The following is a 17,736-nucleotide window of genomic DNA, read 5'->3' as shown; positions in this document are numbered from 1 at the left end:
ATCAATCTATGCAAACTTACTAAAAAATTGGCGTAATTTTTGATTAAATACTGAAATTAAAATAAAAAAAACGCCTTTTTAAGCGTTTTCGTTCTCGTTCAATCGATTAATATTTGCCATATTTGTTTCCATCGGATTACTGTGTTTTCGGTGAAATTTTCCGTGATTATCGGTGATTTTTCGTGCATTTATTTCGGTATTGTCGTCTTGTTCATCTTCGAAAATCAATACACCTTTTCCAAAATCTTTCTATGGATTTATTGAAGGATCTAAATAGATTTTAATCCATTTTTTTCGCAGCTATTCATTGGTTCAATTTTATTAATAGATTCTAGAAGAAGAAAAGTGTGATGCTTCGTTTTCAAATTTATTTTGCTTTGAATTGTAAAAAGTGGAATTTGAACAATAAAATTTAGAAATACTTCGTCATTTTTAATAACTCCAAAATTTAATTATGAATGAGCATTTTCTTCATTTTTACTTTTATCGATTGTAACATTCAATCACTGACCGACCTTGTAAAAATAGAATGATTCTTGTCAAAATCCAAAACAGCCATTATTTTGATTTACTTTATTTGTAAAGAATCATTTTTAAAATAGCGCTGAAAAAATACCGAAAACTTTGGGAGCAAACAAGAGTGCTTCGATTGATGCAGAAATAAAACGAAATGGAAAGATTCCAATTTAACAGGAAATGTTAATCAAAAAACTAATGAAAACCTTACTCGTCTTTCTTTGAAGGAATCAAGAAAACATCCATCAAACCTTCTGGCAAGGACATTCTAAGGAATTTTTCCTCTCGGTTAAGTTCGAGAATCCAATCTTTGATAATGGGAATTACAATTTGCTTATCTGCCAAATTGAGAAGGAAATAATGTTGACCGGTTTGATCGTTGATAGACTCGATAATTCCACAAGATTTACCATCTTCTTCGCGGATCTCGAAGCCGACCACTTCGTGGTAATAAAATTTGTTTCCAGTAAGAACAGGCAGGGTTGAAAGCGGAAGATATACGTCTTTTCCGACCACCTGATTTACAAGCGCTTCGGAAGAATTTTTGAAGGAGACTATTAGTGTTTCGCCTTTGCTCCAAGACTGTTTAGCGATAAAAAAAGGAACCAGCAACCCATTGATATCAACAAATATAGCGCCTAATTTACTATACATTTCAGGTTGATCGGTATCGAGTTTCAAAAATACATTTCCGTGTAATCCGTGGGTACGAGTGATTTTACCTAAAAAATAGCAATCTTCTTTTTTCATGTGTCAAATATAAGTAGTTTTAAAATAATAGAGACGCCAAAAATGACGCCTCTATAATTCTTAAAAATAAGAAATTTTATTAAGCTTGTGCTTCTTCAGTTCCTTCTGCATCAGCAGCTGGTGCTTCAGTAGCTTCTGCTACAACTTCTGGTGCTGCTTCTTCTGCAACTGGTGCGTTTGCAGCTTCTTCAGCAGCTTTAGCTTCCGCTTTTTTAGCTTCTTCTTCAGCTTTTGCATCAGCTTCTAATTTTGCAGCAGCATCGACTCTAGCTTGGTTTACTTTTACTTCAGCTTCTAAAGCAGCTTTTTTAGCTTCTTGTTTAGATTTAGCCAAACCGTCTTTTTTACCTAGAACTTGTTGCTCTTTAGTTTCTAACCAAGTTGCGAATTTGCTATCAGCAGTCGCTTGATCGAAAGCTCCTTTAGCAACTCCACCTTGTAAGTGTTTTTTGTAAAGAACTCCTTTGTAAGAAAGGATTGCACGAGCGGTGTCGGTTGGTTGCGCTCCGTTGTCTAACCATTTTACAGCAGCATCTACGTTTAGTTCGATAATTGCTGGGTTAACTACAGGATTGTAAGTACCTAATTTTTCGATGAATTTTCCATCTCTACGTGCTCTTGCATCGGCAACTACGATGTGGAAGAAAGGTTTCCCTTTTTTACCATGTCTTTGTAATCTAATTTTTACTGACATAATTGATTGATTTTGTGGGAACTCGTCCCGATTAATTATAAGAGTGCAAAGATAACTAAATTTTCTGATCTAGCAATGCCAAGAATCCTCACCTCTTTAAATATTAAGTAAAAAAAACAAAAATTTAAGGTTTATAAAAATCAGTTGATTTAAATAAATACAAGGATGATTGCTAAAATCAAACCTGCTGCTGCATAATACATTCCCTCCCGAAACGCTTTTGATTTCACATTAAACATCCAAAAACTAGAGATTACAAAGAAAAATAAAGAGATTCCAAAAAATGCATTCAGTGGCGATAAGGTATCTTTTGATTGTGATTTGTGCAGCTGCGTCATTTTGTTGAGTACAAATGGCAGTTCTTTTTTTGAGTATTTTGCTTCTCCGTTTGCCGAATTATAAGTTCCTCCTTTGAAATACAAAATACCATTTTCTGTCTTTTCAACTTCAAAGCCTTTCATTTTAATTTCTTTGCCGAGTGATTTTTCGTCTAGATTTTTATCGAAGACTTTTTCATATTTTTTTTCTTGTTTCAGAAAGTCGGTATCGCGATAGATCAACAGTACTCCGCTGATTGCGTAAACTGCCATAATTCCTGCCATAAAAAATCCTAAATACCGATGCACGATTCTCATAAAAGTGCGGGTGTCTTTAATTTTTGCCATAATTTTCTTAATTTTTTTAGTTTTTAAAATAAATAGTGGAAACCGAAATTCCCACTATTTATCTTCATGAATTTTACAAAGCTCTTTCTAGAGTTTATAGGTTACGGTTACATAGTAATTTCTTGGTGTAATCGGGTTTACAGAATAGTTTTCATGTATATTGTAATTTTCGGTATCGAATAAATTCCCTACTTTTCCTTGGATTGAGAACTTGTCCCATTCGTATCCAACTGAAGCATTTACAGTGACATAGTCTTTAACTGCAAAGGCTCTGGAAACTCCATTTCTTGAGATATCGGTTGATTTTGAATCATTCCAGCCTCCTAATCTGTTGCCCATATAATAAGCACCCGCACCGATTTTCAAACCTTTAACATGGTTCGTAAATTTATAAAAAACGGAAGCATTTGCTGTGGTTTCAGGAGTTCTCACCAATCTCTGTTTTTCCACATATCCATTTTCTGGCGTATCGAAATAAACGGAATTGTTATAAGAAACCCCACCAATTATTGAAAGATTAGCTGTTGGGTTTCCTGTAATATCCAACTCAACGCCACGACTTCTCACTTTTCCGGCATATTCCTTTAAATTGGAATCTGGAGTTACAATTGCTCCAGCTGCATTTTGGTACCAATAACTTTGATAAGTGTTATTGTTTTCAATCTGATAAACTGATAAATTTACCGCCAATGTATTATTCCAAAGATTTTTCTTTACCCCAATTTCATATTGATCCACTGTAGTTGGTTTAATACCTTCTTTAGAGAGATTCTGTGTGCGTGCTAAAACTTCTGCGGGTGTTCCTGTGGTATTCAATGTGCCTAATTGCGACGAAGTTTCTCCTGCATTAGGAACAAAGGAATTGGTATATGTTGCAAAGACCGATAAATTGTCATTTGCCATATACACGATCCCTAATTTTGGTGACAAAGCTTGGTCCGAAGTCGCTGAATTATTGGTAATACTTTTAACATTGGTGATGAAATTGGTATTGATTGTTGCCATATTTTCAATATAAGACCAACGCAAACCGGCAATTACTTTAATTTCTTTGGTAAGACTAATGAAATCCTGCGCATAAACCCCAATTCTTCTGGTGTTGATTCTATTTCTGTTATTAAGTGTTGAAGTTGGCATTGCAACATTTCCCCAAGTAGAAGGATCATCTAAATAAAGCACATTATTTGTTGATCCAAGCTTATACGCATAAGAATCTGCCTGGTTGTAATCGGCATCAGCACCAAATAACAATTTATGATTTATTCTTCCGGTATTGATTTCGCCATTGATATTAATTTGGCCAGAACCAAAATTTTGCTCGTTGTACGTTTTGTTAAATGGTCTTTTCCACGATAAGCGGGTTGCTGTAGGAGTTGCAAATTCCCATTGTATTCTTTCAGCAGAAAAATAATCTTTTGTGTAATTTTGGTAAGAAGCAACTGCATTAAAAGTCCAGTTGGTATTAAACTGATGATTGAAAGTTATATTGGTCGAAGCCTGTTGTACATCTTGATATTGCCAATCTGTACCGAAAAAAACATTTCTTCCCACACTGTCATTAAGCGAGTAACTTAAATCTTTGTTCGTTATAGAACCAAGCCCAAAATCTGGTGTGAAATCATTTTTCAAATAATCTGCTTCAACAATCAACTGTGATTTTTCACCTAAATTCACTAAAAATGAAGGATTAAAGTAATATTTTGAAGAGGTCACTACATCCCGAAAACTATCTGCATATTCATAAGCACCATTCAAACGGAAAGCTATTTTATCTGAAAGCGGACCGTAAAAATCTACCGTTGGTTTGTAAGAATTCCAGCTTCCACCGTTCAATCCGATGCTTCCACCAAAATCAAAACGGGGTTTTTTCGTGATCATATTGACAATTCCACCTGCAGCGGTATTTCCGTAAAGCATTGCATTGGCTCCTTTCAAAACCTCTACTCTTTCTAGACCCGAAACTTCTGGAAAAACTCCACTGTTTACTCTTGTTCCATTTTTAAAGATATTATCATTGCCAAGAATAAAACCTCTCCCACCAAAACTGTCCTGAGAATTTCCGCGTGAAGATGTAATATAGAGTCCATTCACATTTTGAAGAACATCACTCAATTGTTTGGCTTGTTGTTGCTCGATGATTTCATGAGTAACGATGGAAATCGGTTGCGGATTTTCCATAATCGATAAATTCGATTTGGAAGAAATTGGACGTGCAGTATTGGGATTTCCGGTTTTATGCATATTGATATCTTCTATTTGCTGCACCCGAAGAGTATCGCTAATCGGTTCGAAATTCATCTGCGCATGGACTGCAACTGCAAAAAGGAGCGCTCCGAGAGAAATTATCTGTTTTTTCATTGAACGTTTTTATTTAGACTGAATTAAAATAACACTGCAAAAGTAAAAAACATTCTACAAGCAGACAAGTCTATTTTGAATTATTCTAAATAGAGCTAAGAATTACCCGTTAAATCCCTGAAAATGAATAGAATTTCAATGTACTGATATTTATCAGTTTTTTCTCATCAAAAGGAATCCGCCCAAAATAAAGAGCAAATTCACCCCAAAATAGGCAATCCCATTAGGAGCAGAGGCTGTTCCGAAAAGTACAATGATGTTTCCTAAAACCGCTATCACGGCCATCGCAGATTTAAAAAACCGGTTTCCGGGGAAAACATTTTTTTTAAACAGTTGAAATAAACCTACAAACAAACCACCATTTACCAAATAAATAAAAACAATTGGAATTGCAGAAATATCAAAATTGCGTTCGGTAAAATAAGGATAAGTGTTGGTAAGATAGTATAGAATGATATAAAAGACAATCGCCGCAGTTCCAAAAACAGCACTATTTAGAGGCATTTTGGTTTTTTCATCTACCTTATTTAAGTTCAGAAATTTCTTCGACTTTTCTAAATTAGCGAATTGATAAGGTACCCGAATCGTGGCCAAAAGCAAACCGTTGGAAGTTCCTAAAACTGAAATAATAATGAACAATTGCATCAATAATGCGCCAGAATTCGAAGCGAACTTTCTCGCAAACTCAGTGATATAAGTATCCTTTAAATTAATAATTTCTGAGCCACTCATCCGGAAAACGATTCCTAAATAATAGGCGATATAAATGAACATCACCGAAATAGTTCCTATTATTAAAGCTTTCGGAAGGTTTTTACGTGAATTTTTAATCTCACTTGAAATTTGTGTCGCAATATACCAACCATCAAATGCAAAGGAAATCGGGATAAAACTCGCCGCAACCAGCAAAATAAATGATTTGCTTTGTAAGCCATTCCCAACCTGAGAAAAGCTGTTGATCTGATTAACATCGCCTTTGAACAAACTTAGAATCCCTAGAGAAGCGATCAATATTAAAGGCAAAACTTTCAGCACCGTAGTCATTTGTTGAAAAATACCACTACTTCTGGGGCGAAAAATATTGATTACAAAGAAAATGAGCAAATTAACAAAACCTATTAAAGTAAAATGCAGAAACGTAGGTTCGAAATTCATGAATTCTGCCAAGAGATGCGCAATATAAATCCCAGAAACCGTGAAGAGAACTGCGGTAAGAACAGGATAAAACAAACTCATGTACATCCATCCTACAAAAAAACTTGCAGTTTCACCAAATCTATAATTCACATAACTGAGAATTCCACCATCTTTGGGCAATAATTCGGCATAATTTGCCATCGAAATCCCGGCAAAAACAACGCTGATTCCCACAATTACAAACCCCAAAAATCCGGCAAGAATATTTCCTTCTGTGGCTAACAAAACATCGTCAACTTTAAAGAAAATTCCGGAACCAATTACTTGTCCGATTACCATAGAAATGGCGGTAAACAATCCGTACTTGGCTTCTAATTTTTGATTTCGATCCATTGCTATTTTTATTCCTGAAGTTCTAACCAACGCATTTCCAACTCCTGAAGTTTATCAGCAATGGTTTCTAATTTTTTAGAAAAATCTGCAATCTTACCATAATCAGTTTCATTGTTTAATTTTTCTAGAATTTCCGCGCTTTCTTTTTCTAATTTCGGTATTTCCTTGTCGATATCATTTAATTCCTGCTGTTCCTTGAAAGTCAACTTTTTCGTCGCCGCTGCTGTTGCAACGGGAACATTTTCTACTTTCTTTGGAGTTTCAACAACTGTACTAGCAACTTTTTCGGTTTTTTCCTGCGATTTCTTTTCCCGATACTCCGAGAAATTTCCAATAAAATCTTTGATTATTCCCTCACCTTCAAATGCTAAAACGTGATCCACAATACGATCCATAAAATAGCGATCGTGGGAAACAATGATTAAACTCCCTTGAAACTGAAGAAGGAAATTTTCTAAAACCGTCAAAGTTGGTAAATCCAAATCATTTGTAGGTTCATCGAAAATCAAGAAATTCGGATTCTGGTACAAAACATACATCAAATGCAAACGACGTTTTTCGCCTCCCGATAATTTCGAAATCGGGGAATATTGGGTTTGATCATCAAATAAAAACAACCTCAAAAATTGAGAAGCAGAAATCGTTCTTCCGTTTGCTAAAGGGAAATTTTCGGAAATATCTTTGATAAAATCGATCACTCTTTGATCTTCTTTATAGAGCAAACCTTTCTGCGCAAAATACCCAAATTTAATGGTTTCGCCAGTTTCAATGGAACCTGAATCATAAGGTTCGAAACCTTGAATAATATTGAGAAGCGTAGATTTTCCGGCACCGTTTTTACCGACAATTCCTACTTTTTCTCCCCGCTGAAACTGATAAGAAAAATCTTTAAGCAATTGTTTATCACCAAAACTTTTATCAATATTCTTTAATTCTAAAATTTTATTTCCGAGGCGTTTCATCTCAAAATCCAATTCCAGCTTTTCTTTTCTGGTATCGGTTTTGGCTACTTTTTCGGTTTCATAGAAATCTGATTGACGCGATTTCGATTTTGTCGTTCGTGCTTTCGGTTGTCTTCGCATCCATTCAAGCTCTTTTCTGTAAAGGTTTTGCGCTTTATCAATGGTAGAATTCAAATTATCTTCCCGGATGATTTTATTTTCCAAGTAGGTTCCGTAACTTCCGTTGTGAACATAGAGATTGAAATCTTCAATTTCCCAAATAATATCACAAACTGCATCCAGAAAATACCGGTCGTGTGTTACTAAAAGTAAAGTAACCATCGCTTTCGACAAATAATTTTCCAGCCATTCCACCATATCCACATCCAGGTGATTGGTTGGCTCATCCATAATTAATAGCGTATGCCGATGTTGAGCGCGTGTTTCTACCAATAATTTTGCAAGCGCAACTCTTTTAATTTGACCTCCGGAAAGCGTTTTCATTTTCGAAGTCAGATCTGTAATTTTCAGTTGACTCAAAATCTGGCTCATTTCATTTTCCAAATCCCAAGCTTCGTGAATCTCCATTTCATTTAGCGCTTTATCCATGTCATCCGGATTTTCGGAAATCAAGGCATGGTGATAATTTTTTAGCGCCATAATTGGTGCAGAATCCAAGGTCATCATAAATTCTTCCACATTCAGTTCGCCCTCAAAGTCAATTTCTTGGTCAAACAAAACCACCTGAATATCTTTATTAATAACCGCTGTTCCCGAATCGGCGATTTCTTTGCCCATCAAAATTTTGAGCAATGTCGATTTTCCGGAGCCATTTTTGGCAACGATGGCAATTTTATCACCTTCGTTAATATGGAAAGTAATGTCTTTAAAAAGGGTTTTCACCCCATAAGATTTCGTAAGGTTTTCGGCTGAAATGTAATTCATAATTGATTTTAAAGGAGGAATTTTGAAAGGTGCAAAAGTACGGAAATAAAATGGGGTGAGAAGTTGGATGTTGGATGTTGGATGCTAGAAGTTGGATGTCAGATGAAAGTCTCTCTCTGAATCCTGTATCTTAAATCCTGTATGTGGAATTTAATCTAAAGTCAATCTTTTCAGAGACCATCGATTTCCATTAAAAACATTCAAATCCACTTTGGAATTTATGCCGTAAACAATACCATTTTCGGTGAACTGCCAAATTTTCCAATCCTGATTTGGTGAAGGTTCTGGAACATCATTATAATTGGCGAGCCAAACCGGATATCCATCAAATTCACCCTTCAAAAAATCTTTGTAGTAGTGATAATACGTGTAAATAATAGGTTTTTCGCCGTAAGTTTCTTCCACAATTCGGCACCATATTTTAAGATCTTCAATGAGTTTTTTGGTAGATTTTCTTCTCGGAATTTTTTCTATATCTAAAATTGGCGGCAGATCACCGGATTCTAATTTTACGTTTTCCAGAAAATTATTTGCCTGTAAAACAGGATCTTCGTCGGCTCTATAAAAATGATAAGCACCACGAATGAGCTCATGTTTTTTGGCTAATTTCCAGAATTCATCAAAATGTTTATCTGCAGATCGGTTTCCCATCGTTGCGCGAAAAACCACAAATTCTATAGGAATTGCACGATTTCCGATGCTTAAACTATCCCATTTAATATCTTCTTTTCTTTGATAATGAGAAACATCCATGCCGAAAGTTTTATCTGCATAATCGCCAATAATCCGGTTGATTCTGTTTTCCTCCGATTCTGAGTTTGATAATTTTTTGTGATGAAATTGGTTAAAATACATCGCATAGTAAAAGGAAATTTTCTGTTTTAAATAAAATCCGGTTCCTAATAAAGCGATCGCCAAAAAAATCAACAGAATTTCCCGCCGAAGAAGAAAATGTCTTTTGCGTTTTTTATGAATTTTTCGGGTGGTTTTTCTTTTGAGTTTTCTTGTAGGCATGAGTTTGCAAAAATATCAATTTTAAAGAACAAGCGTTAATTTATAGTTAAAATATTTTAGAACTGTTCATTGGCTTAATTTGTGAAACACCAAATCAAAATAATTTAAAATCTAAAAAAATATGAAAACGAAAGTATTATCATTAGCGGCAGTGGTGTTTTTTGCTGTAGCAATCAATGCACAAGAAACGAAACCAACCGTAAAAGAGGAAATTAAAAAAGATGCAAAAGCAGTTGGAACCGCGGTAGAAGAAGGCGCAGAATGGACCGAAAAAACAGCAGTAAAAGGTTACGAAGCGACAAAAGAAGGAGTAAAAGATGGAGCCGAATGGACTGATAAAACGGTTAAAAAAGGTGCAAAATCCACGAAGAAAGGCGTAAAAAAAGCCGCAAAATGGACCGAAAAAACCGCAAAAAAAGGTGGAGAAGCAGTGAAAGAAGGCTATGAAGACACGAAAGATTACGTGAAAAAAGAAACGAAATAATTCTTTAATCACCCTCAAATATAAAACCATGCAACATTGCATGGTTTTATATTTTCAGAACATCCGAAGTTCCTATAATAACATAAGAGTCATTTGAAATGATAAATCTTCTTGCTTATTGCTTATTGCTTGTAGCTTAAAGCTTTTAGCTCCAATCTTTAATTAATCTAAGCTCCGTAAGGAATCCAAATGTTTTTAATTTCTGTTGCATGACGAAGAAATTCCTGACCTTCACCGTGGGAAACATTCAGCCAATTTCTGTATTTCCCGAAATTCACCCACGATCTTTTCATAGAATCGGTGGATAATAATTCGATGTTTTTGCTTCCTTCCTGCGATCCGAAATACCAGATTCCATCGACATCATAATGTTTCGCAAGTTCATTCGCCAATTCCTCTTTTGGTCCGGTAACAATATTCACCGTTCCAGCTGGAACATCAGAAGTTTCTAAAATCTGATAGAAATCAGTTGCAGAAAAAGGATGTTTCTCAGAAGGAACGACCACTACTCGATTTCCCATCGCAATAGCAGGAATAACGGTAGAAATAAATCCTAACAAAGGATTTTCATCCGGACAAACAATCGCCATTACTCCGATCGCTTCAGGCATTGCCAAAGTCACCATTCTTTGAACGGTAGAATGTGCAGCTCCATCGTATTTATCGGCATAAGCGGCGTAAGTATAAATTCTTTCGATGGATTTCTCCACCTCATCGTTCGCAGATTCTAAAGACTGATTGGTCATTTCTACAATTCTTTCTGCAAATTCTTCCGCACGAATGGCTAAATTTTCTGCGATATAGTACAAAACTTGCGCTCTTGCGTGACCGGTCATTCCGCCCCAAGATTTTTCAGCGTGTGCTGCTTCTACGGCATTTCGTAAATCTTTTCTGTTTCCCTCAGAAACTTCACCGATATATTCGCCGAAAGCATTTTTGATTTCTGTACTGTAACCTCCATCTGGACGAGCTTGTTTTCCACCGATGTACATTTTTGTGGTACGATCGATCCCTTTTGCTTCTAGCTTTTGGCTTTTAGCTTTTGGTGTTTTTTCAGCTTTCGGAAGAATTGGTTTTGATGTAAATTCTGCTTCCACTTTTGGTTTCATGTATTCGTACAAACCTTCTTTTCCGCCTTCTCTTCCAAAACCGGATTCTCTGTAACCACCGAAACCTGCAGCAGCATCAAACTGATTCGTACAGTTGATCCAAACACTTCCAGCTTTAATTTTGGGTGCAACATCCAAAGCTAAATTGATATTTTCTGTCCAAACCGAGGAAGCCAACCCGTATCTTGTATTATTCGCCAAAGCAATCGCTTCCGAATGTGAACGGAACGTCATCGCCACCAAAACCGGTCCGAAGATTTCTTCCTGTGCAATTACCGCACTTGTCGGAACATCGGTGAATAAAGTGGGTGGATAAAACCAACCATTTTTTGGAACTGCATTTTTAGATTGATACATCGTGCATCCTTCTTCAACCCCAATTTTCACCATATCGTCAATGGTTTTCAACTGCACTTTATCAACAATTGAACCCATATCGACTGTTTTGTCCATTGGATCACCGATGCGCAAAGTTTCCATTCTTGCGCGAAGTTTTTTATAGAACTTTTCAGAAACGGATTCCTGAATTAATAATCGGGAACCGGCACAACAAACCTGACCTTGGTTGAACCAAATTGCATCTACAATTCCTTCCACCGCAGAATCTAAATCGGCATCTTCGAATACGATGAATGGTGATTTTCCGCCTAATTCTAATGATATTTTTTTACCACTTCCGGCAATATTTGTTCTAAGGATTTTTCCAACTTTAGTTGAACCAGTGAAAGCTACTTTCTGAATATCCGGATGATTCACCAAAGCAGTTCCAGCAACCGTTCCTTTTCCTGTTACCACATTGACTACTCCTTTTGGAAGTCCCACTTTTTCACAGATTTCTGCAAAAAGCAAAGCGGTTAAAGAAGTATATTCTGCAGGTTTCAAAACGATGGTATTTCCCATGGCTAAAGCTGGAGCGACTTTCCAAGAAAGCATCATTAAAGGGAAATTCCAAGGAATAATTTGTCCGATCACCCCAACTTCCTGATAATCTCTGAACTCCGTATCCATTAATTTTGCCCAACCTGCGTGATGATAAAAATGTCTTGCAACGATTGGAATATCGATATCACGGGTTTCGCGGATTGGTTTTCCGTTGTCTAAAGTTTCTAAAACCGCAAACAACCGGGAATGTTTTTGAATTTGGCGCGCGATGGCGTACAAATATTTGGCGCGCTCGAATCCACCGATTGCAACCCATTCTGGTAAAGCTTTGTTGGCTGCTTTTACGGCTTTGTCAACATCGGTTTCATCGGCTTCTGCGATCTTTGCGAGAAATTCTTTGTTGGACGGATTGTTGGAATCGATGTGTTTTTTTGAGTTGGGTTTTACCCATTCTCCACCGATAAAAAGTTCAAACTGTCGGTTGTGATTTTCTAAAAATTCTACAGCAGCTGCTGCGCTTTCCGGAGCGGGACCGTAAATCATGGTGTCGTATATTTCTTTGATTTCCATTCTATTTAATAATTGATGAATGTTTTCTTTTTAAAAATTAAAATCTCTGGGTTCTCCATTCTTTTCTCTGCCTTTAAGAATAAAGTTTTTCCCAGGCTTTCCTAAATCTGTGAAGGATTTGAACTGTTCTTTTTCTACCTCTGTGCCTAGTTGGAATCCCATATACCGCATTTGCTTATATTTTCGGAACGCTGAATAGAAATGCTCTGCTATTTTTCGGCATTTATAGTTTTCTACGGCTCTGCTTAATGCTTGCCGATAATCATAATGCGATTCTATCGGAACCAATTCGTCTTTTATTTCGGAGAGATAGCGAAAATCTTCCTGTGCACGCTCATATTCATAGGATTGGTGATGTTCTGTTGCTGTTACATATTCCTGCATTAATCTGAAAGTATGCTTATCTTCGATCTGTTTTGCTAATTCTAGATGAAGATTGGTTTCCATGAAATTCATCCAGGGTTTATCTAATTCCGGATCTCGGGGAGGAGGTGGCGGATTTTCTCTGCGCATTGCTTCCCGCGCTAAATTTGCATAAAATTTTTCTCTTTGTCCACGTAGATCAGGTAAAATGAGCAAGATTCCATTGCCAGTTTTGCCGTTATGAAAATCATACCATTCCGGTACATTTCGGTTTCCATTGTCTGTTGCATAGGCTTCTTTTATATTTTCATAGTCTTGCCAATTACTCAACCAGCCCTGTTTCAAATCTACATTGTTTTGCGATAAATACTGGCAGTACCAATCTACTTCTTGTTCTGTAATATCTTCTATAAAAGGGCAGTTCAGCACGTCCTTTTCCCACACCAGAAAATCAAAACAGACCTCTATTTCCTTGATGTCTAATTGGTCTGCACGCCAAAGACATTGCGCATCAAATAATTTTTTTTGCTGAATAATGCAAAGATGCGTATATCCTGCATCAATCCATTCATTTTGTTTTTTTTCATTAAGTCTCTGGTACATTTCTCCCCATTGCAAACCGTAGGACTTTGTTCTTGCATACGCTTCACAAAAATACTTGAATGAAAATGCACTGTATGGGTTACAATATTCTTGTGCTGCAGAATTCTCCATGAGTTCCTTCGCCCACTGCTTATTTAACGCTGCGTAATCTGGTTTTTGATCTTCGCTCATAAGGCTCAGTTTATAATGTTCAGATTTTGATGATTTACTTTGTCAACTGCTTTCACTTGGTTTCTTTCCTTATGATAAAGGAGGTATTTCTTCAGAAGGGTTTGGTGAGGATAATAATCTATCATACTGCTCAATCAAAGAATTTAACTGATTAATCACCGCACTGTAAGGCGATGGCGGCGTTTCTACCAACAAATCCAAAGCATTGATGCGGTCTCTTAAAGCATAATAAACGGTATTGGTTTCTTCTCTTTTTAATTTCATATTTTCAGGGGAGGCATTGCCGTAATCCTGTGTTCTATCGAGGTATTTCGTGCTGAATTCTTCATTCACCGTTTTTAATTCGTCTCTCCATGAACTTAAATTAAGCGTAGTTAGCGCCTGTATAAGCTCTGGCTTATTTTCCCAATCATTAATGATGTTACTAATGGTAGCGGTTTCTGCCTGATAATTGAGCTTTGCAATTCCAGACCCGTACAGTTTAAAATTCGCCAAGAGTGCATCTGCAGCCTGCTTAGTGGGTGCATCGAAATGATAAGAATAGGATAATGCACCGTAGTAAATCCCATTGATGGCGTCATCTCTCCTACCATCCAAAATGATCAACTCCTGAGAAATGGGATTCGCCAATACTTTTTTAAAGAGATTTTCAAGTTCTACGCTTTTAGCGGTAAGCTCATTATACTTAGATTCTATCTGCAATGAAGCAGGATCATTTCGGAAAATAATGGCCAGAAAGTCTTTTTGAAACTGAAGATAAGTGGCGTTTCGCAAATTCCAAAGGTCAATTGAAATAATCATAATAATATTTGTGTTTATAAAATAAAGATAATCAATATTTTTAAAGAAAATCAATCGCCCGGCAGCAAGGATCTTCCCGATGAAGCGGAAAGATTGTCGCTGGGCAGAAACCTACTTTCCGATGAAGCGGAAAGCTTGCCGCTGGGTAGAAACATACTTTCCGGAAGAGCGGAAAACATGCAGCGAGGGTGTATTGTATTTTCCGTAATTTTTTTCATTTCTAAAACATTGCTCAACCTTGTTACGGTTAAAATTGATTCCGCCCTTTCAGGGCTTACTTACTTTGACCTTTTTTTCATTGGGCTTCACCCAATGTTATTGATTGAGCCCTTTCAGGGCTTTTCAACTCTCATATACCTGAACCTCAAACATTCAAAAAGATTGGGCTTCACCCAATGCTTTTGATTAAGCCCTTTCAGGGTTTTTCAACGCTCAAATACTTGAACCTCGATCATTCAAAATACTCAAATACTCAATAGCTCAACCTCTCAAAAACCCAAAACTCAATAACTCAATAACTCAAATTACGCCATCGGATGACGGAAATTGGCGCTGTATCTTCCGGTGACGAAGTGTTCTAACTGTCGCTCGATGTCGCCTAACAAAGAACTCGCACCGAATCGGAACAAATCTGGAGTGAGCCAATCGTTGCCTAATTCTTCTTTCAATAAAATTAAATAATCGAGTGCCTGTTTTGCTTTTTGAATTCCGCCGGCTGGTTTGTAGCCGACTTTCACGCCGGTTAATTCGTAATAATCGCGGATACAACGGATCATGACCAAACTCACGGCTAAAGTTGCGTTGACCGACTCTTTACCGGTGGATGTTTTGATGAAATCTGATCCTGCCATCATTGCAACCCAAGAAGCTTTTGCGACTTTCGTGTAAGTGGGGATTTCTCCGGTGGCGAGAATGGTTTTCATGTGTGCATCTCCGCAAGCTTCTCTGCAAAGCTTTATTTCATCGTAGAGTTCTTTCCATTTTGATTCCAGAACCAGATCGCGGGAAATAACGATGTCGATTTCTTTTGCTCCGGCTGCAACGGATTTTTTTATTTCGGTGATTTTATCTTCTAAGGAAATATTTCCGGCGGGAAATCCGGTAGAAACTGCCGCGATTGGGATTGAAGTTCCCTTTAAAGCTTCTTTCGCGAAGGGAATTAAAGTATGATACACGCAAACTGCGCCTGTTGTAAGGCTTGCATTTTCCATTCCTAATGCCTGCAAAAGATCGGCACGAACAGGATTTTTCGCTTTTTCACATAAACGCATCACGTTTCCGCGCGTATCGTCTCCTGCTAAAGTAGTGAGGTCGATCATGGAAATTGCTTTGAGCAACCACGCTGCCTGGAATTCTTTTTTCACGCTTCTTCTTCCTGATAAAGTAGAAACTCTGCGGTCAATAGCACTTCTGTTGATATTGATGGCATCGAAATATTTGGTATTGAAGGGAAGACCTTCATTGCGGATTTCGGCGTGAATATCGACTGCTTTTACATGATTTTTTTCCATTGTTTTCGTCATTATTCAGAAAATAGTTATAAAATTAGGATGGTAAATTTAACCAATTGAAATCAATTTATTGCAATGGAAAATGAAAATCATTCCTTCACGTCAATAAAAAAAAACATTGATTTTGAACAAAGGATGAAAGCGCCCGTTCGATTGATTGTAAAAACCCGTAAAAATCCTAAAAGTTTGAATCCTTTTTAGGTCTATTAAAAGAGAAAAAAAATGCTTCCAAAGAGAGCATTTTTTTTCTTTTCTACAGCTGTTCTCTATAGATTTTTCGGGATTAAAGAATTCAGAACAATTGTAAACAGGCTCTTTATTCAGAAAAAAGTACAAAGAACTTATACTTTTAATTGTCGGTTAATGCTTTGTTCCAACGAAATAAAAGTTTCTGTACGTGTAACTCCTTTCATTTTCTGAAGTTTGTTCAAAATCTCCATTAAATGGTCGTTGTCTCGGCAAAGTACTTTCAAGAAAATGGTGTAATTTCCTGTGGTATAATGCGCTTCAACCACTTCTTTGACATCGTTCAAAGCTTTAATGGTATCTTGATAATGGCTGGGTTGCTCCAAAAACATTCCTATATAGGAAACTACTTTAAAGCCAATTTTTCTTGGATTAAGAAAGGAAATCGAATTTTCTATTACTCCAGCTTGCTCCAATTTTTTAATTCTTTGATGAACTGCAGTGGTAGAAATACCGATGTTTTTGGAGATATGCGCCAAAGAAGTTTTGGCGTTATCCATCAGCATATAAATGATCTGTTTGTCGACCGTATCTAAATGGTAATCGGTGTTAGTTGCGTTTTTCACTTATTATATAAATTTTAACTTGTTTTACAAAAACTGGGTTAAGACGGGAAAGTGATCACTATATCCGCCCAAATATCTTGTGCCTGCAAAAGTCCGGAAAGGTTTACCTTTAAAATTACCTACCCAGTTTGCTAATTTTGGATGATTAAAAACTTTAGCTTCAGCAAATTTTAACCCAGAGTTTTCCTTAAAAAAATTATTTGACAAGAGAATTTGGTCAAAAAGTAAGCCATCCTTGTAATAAAAGGTAGAAAAATTTTTATTTTTATACAATTCCAGAGAAGGATTAACCAACATTTTGTTTAAATCGCTATCATAAAGGAGATTTGTAATATTTTCATCATCGGGATTTTCATTAAAATCTCCACAAATCAGTACTGCTTCTGTAGTTTTCGAAACAATGTTTATTATTTTTTTGTGAATATCATTTAAGATAAACTCGCGTTTGGGTTTATTGACATCTTTTTCCCTTTTTGAAGGGAGATGCAAGACAAATACATTGATAATCTCTGTTTCATATTTAATTCTACAATGTAAAATATCTCTCGTTGTATCGTAATTCGCAGGATGATCATCTTCAATTTCGAAAAAGTAGGTGATGGGTTCTGAGGATAAAATTTCGATCTTACTTTTGTCATATAACAAAGCAACATCAACTCCTCTTTCATCCATAGAATCGTAATGAATAACACCATATTCAGAATTAAATGGCGGCATTGTAACCAACTCATCCAACGGAGCTTGTCCTTGAATTTCCGCCAAACCAATGAGCATTGGAAGCACTTCTTCCGTTTCCCGGATTAACTCGAAAACGTGTGCAATTTTAAATAACTTGTTTTTATACTTTCTTTCGTCCCAATTTCTCAGTCCTGAAATTGTAGGATCTAATCGGTGAATCGGTGTAGGATCGGGAGAAAATAAATTTTCTACATTATAAAAAGCAAAAAGCTCTTTCCTTTCATTATTTTCCATTAAGCGTTGAACACGTGTTTGTCAAATATAGAAAAAAAATAATTT

Annotated in this window: 15 protein-coding genes; 1 reads left to right on the top strand and 14 read right to left on the bottom strand. The window is 36.5% G+C overall.

The window, feature by feature from the left end; genetic code table 11:
• Positions 1-78: 78 nt before the first annotated feature.
• The 8 genes from BW932_RS14290 to BW932_RS01465 all read right to left on the bottom strand — a co-directional run bounded on the left by BW932_RS14290 (position 79) and on the right by BW932_RS01465 (position 9,413).
• Complete coding sequence (locus tag BW932_RS14290) at positions 79-228, bottom strand: hypothetical protein (RefSeq protein WP_159436411.1); 150 nt, start codon at positions 226-228, stop codon at positions 79-81.
• A gap of 495 nt (positions 229-723) precedes the next feature.
• Positions 724-1,266: a ribosome maturation factor RimM gene (gene rimM / locus BW932_RS01495; protein WP_076384652.1), complete on the bottom strand. Its 543-nt coding sequence runs from the start codon at positions 1,264-1,266 to the stop codon at positions 724-726.
• A 79-nt stretch (positions 1,267-1,345) separates the two neighbouring features.
• Entirely contained in the window at positions 1,346-1,960 is a 615-nt protein-coding gene (locus tag BW932_RS01490) for a 30S ribosomal protein S16 (protein WP_076384650.1), read from the bottom strand.
• A 149-nt stretch (positions 1,961-2,109) separates the two neighbouring features.
• Positions 2,110-2,625 carry a hypothetical protein gene (locus BW932_RS01485; RefSeq protein WP_076384648.1) on the bottom strand — a complete coding sequence of 172 codons (516 nt, stop codon included), beginning with the start codon at positions 2,623-2,625 and terminating at the stop codon, positions 2,110-2,112.
• Between the two features lie 87 nt (positions 2,626-2,712).
• Positions 2,713-4,983, bottom strand: coding sequence for a TonB-dependent siderophore receptor (locus BW932_RS01480; RefSeq protein WP_076384646.1), 2,271 nt, complete (start codon positions 4,981-4,983; stop codon positions 2,713-2,715).
• A gap of 153 nt (positions 4,984-5,136) precedes the next feature.
• Complete coding sequence (locus BW932_RS01475) at positions 5,137-6,513, bottom strand: APC family permease (RefSeq protein WP_143745480.1); 1,377 nt, start codon at positions 6,511-6,513, stop codon at positions 5,137-5,139.
• Between the two features lie 8 nt (positions 6,514-6,521).
• On the bottom strand, positions 6,522-8,399 hold the full coding sequence (locus BW932_RS01470; RefSeq protein ID WP_076384642.1) for an ABC-F family ATP-binding cassette domain-containing protein: 1,878 nt from the start codon (positions 8,397-8,399) through the stop codon (positions 6,522-6,524).
• Positions 8,400-8,549: 150 nt separating this feature from the next.
• The gene (locus BW932_RS01465; protein WP_076384640.1) at positions 8,550-9,413 is read right to left on the bottom strand and encodes a glycoside hydrolase family 25 protein; all 864 of its coding nucleotides are present in this window, start codon (positions 9,411-9,413) and stop codon (positions 8,550-8,552) included.
• Between the two features lie 121 nt (positions 9,414-9,534).
• Between BW932_RS01465 and BW932_RS01460 the strand changes: the two genes are divergently transcribed.
• Complete coding sequence (locus tag BW932_RS01460; protein WP_076384638.1) at positions 9,535-9,897, top strand: hypothetical protein; 363 nt, start codon at positions 9,535-9,537, stop codon at positions 9,895-9,897.
• A gap of 167 nt (positions 9,898-10,064) precedes the next feature.
• On the opposite strand, the gene BW932_RS01455 is transcribed toward BW932_RS01460, so the two are convergent.
• From BW932_RS01455 to BW932_RS01430, 6 genes are all read right to left on the bottom strand, one after another.
• Complete coding sequence (locus tag BW932_RS01455; RefSeq protein WP_076384636.1) at positions 10,065-12,458, bottom strand: aldehyde dehydrogenase family protein; 2,394 nt, start codon at positions 12,456-12,458, stop codon at positions 10,065-10,067.
• A 30-nt stretch (positions 12,459-12,488) separates the two neighbouring features.
• Positions 12,489-13,595, bottom strand: a complete 1,107-nt coding sequence (locus tag BW932_RS01450) for a hypothetical protein (RefSeq protein WP_076384634.1) — start codon at positions 13,593-13,595, stop codon at positions 12,489-12,491.
• A 69-nt stretch (positions 13,596-13,664) separates the two neighbouring features.
• Positions 13,665-14,396, bottom strand: coding sequence for a DUF6261 family protein (locus BW932_RS01445; RefSeq protein ID WP_076384632.1), 732 nt, complete (start codon positions 14,394-14,396; stop codon positions 13,665-13,667).
• Between the two features lie 524 nt (positions 14,397-14,920).
• The gene (gene deoC / locus BW932_RS01440) at positions 14,921-15,907 is read right to left on the bottom strand and encodes a deoxyribose-phosphate aldolase (RefSeq protein WP_245820616.1); all 987 of its coding nucleotides are present in this window, start codon (positions 15,905-15,907) and stop codon (positions 14,921-14,923) included.
• 341 nt (positions 15,908-16,248) lie between these two features.
• Positions 16,249-16,719 (bottom strand): Lrp/AsnC ligand binding domain-containing protein, encoded by a 471-nt coding sequence (locus BW932_RS01435; protein WP_076384628.1) that lies wholly within the window; start codon positions 16,717-16,719, stop codon positions 16,249-16,251.
• A gap of 24 nt (positions 16,720-16,743) precedes the next feature.
• On the bottom strand, positions 16,744-17,691 hold the full coding sequence (locus tag BW932_RS01430; RefSeq protein ID WP_076384626.1) for an endonuclease/exonuclease/phosphatase family protein: 948 nt from the start codon (positions 17,689-17,691) through the stop codon (positions 16,744-16,746).
• Positions 17,692-17,736 lie beyond the last annotated feature (45 nt).

Origin of the sequence: Kaistella chaponensis (assembly GCF_900156725.1) — a bacterium.
GTDB lineage: Bacteria > Bacteroidota > Bacteroidia > Flavobacteriales > Weeksellaceae > Kaistella > Kaistella chaponensis.
The sequence above is the reverse complement of the archived record's forward strand: the minus strand, read 5'-3'. Positions and strand labels throughout refer to the sequence as shown.

Coding starts and splice junctions, on each gene's coding strand:
- BW932_RS01490 (WP_076384650.1), bottom strand. CDS start 1,960: ATGTCAGTAAAAATTAGATTACAAAGACATGGTAAAAAAGGGAAACCT.
- rimM (WP_076384652.1), bottom strand. CDS start 1,266: ATGAAAAAAGAAGATTGCTATTTTTTAGGTAAAATCACTCGTACCCAC.
- BW932_RS01470 (WP_076384642.1), bottom strand. CDS start 8,399: ATGAATTACATTTCAGCCGAAAACCTTACGAAATCTTATGGGGTGAAA.
- deoC (WP_245820616.1), bottom strand. CDS start 15,907: ATGGAAAAAAATCATGTAAAAGCAGTCGATATTCACGCCGAAATCCGC.
- BW932_RS01450 (WP_076384634.1), bottom strand. CDS start 13,595: ATGAGCGAAGATCAAAAACCAGATTACGCAGCGTTAAATAAGCAGTGG.
- BW932_RS01475 (WP_143745480.1), bottom strand. CDS start 6,513: ATGGATCGAAATCAAAAATTAGAAGCCAAGTACGGATTGTTTACCGCC.
- BW932_RS01460 (WP_076384638.1), top strand. CDS start 9,535: ATGAAAACGAAAGTATTATCATTAGCGGCAGTGGTGTTTTTTGCTGTA.
- BW932_RS01480 (WP_076384646.1), bottom strand. CDS start 4,983: ATGAAAAAACAGATAATTTCTCTCGGAGCGCTCCTTTTTGCAGTTGCA.
- BW932_RS01455 (WP_076384636.1), bottom strand. CDS start 12,458: ATGGAAATCAAAGAAATATACGACACCATGATTTACGGTCCCGCTCCG.
- BW932_RS01445 (WP_076384632.1), bottom strand. CDS start 14,396: ATGATTATTTCAATTGACCTTTGGAATTTGCGAAACGCCACTTATCTT.
- BW932_RS01465 (WP_076384640.1), bottom strand. CDS start 9,413: ATGCCTACAAGAAAACTCAAAAGAAAAACCACCCGAAAAATTCATAAA.
- BW932_RS01485 (WP_076384648.1), bottom strand. CDS start 2,625: ATGGCAAAAATTAAAGACACCCGCACTTTTATGAGAATCGTGCATCGG.
- BW932_RS01430 (WP_076384626.1), bottom strand. CDS start 17,691: ATGGAAAATAATGAAAGGAAAGAGCTTTTTGCTTTTTATAATGTAGAA.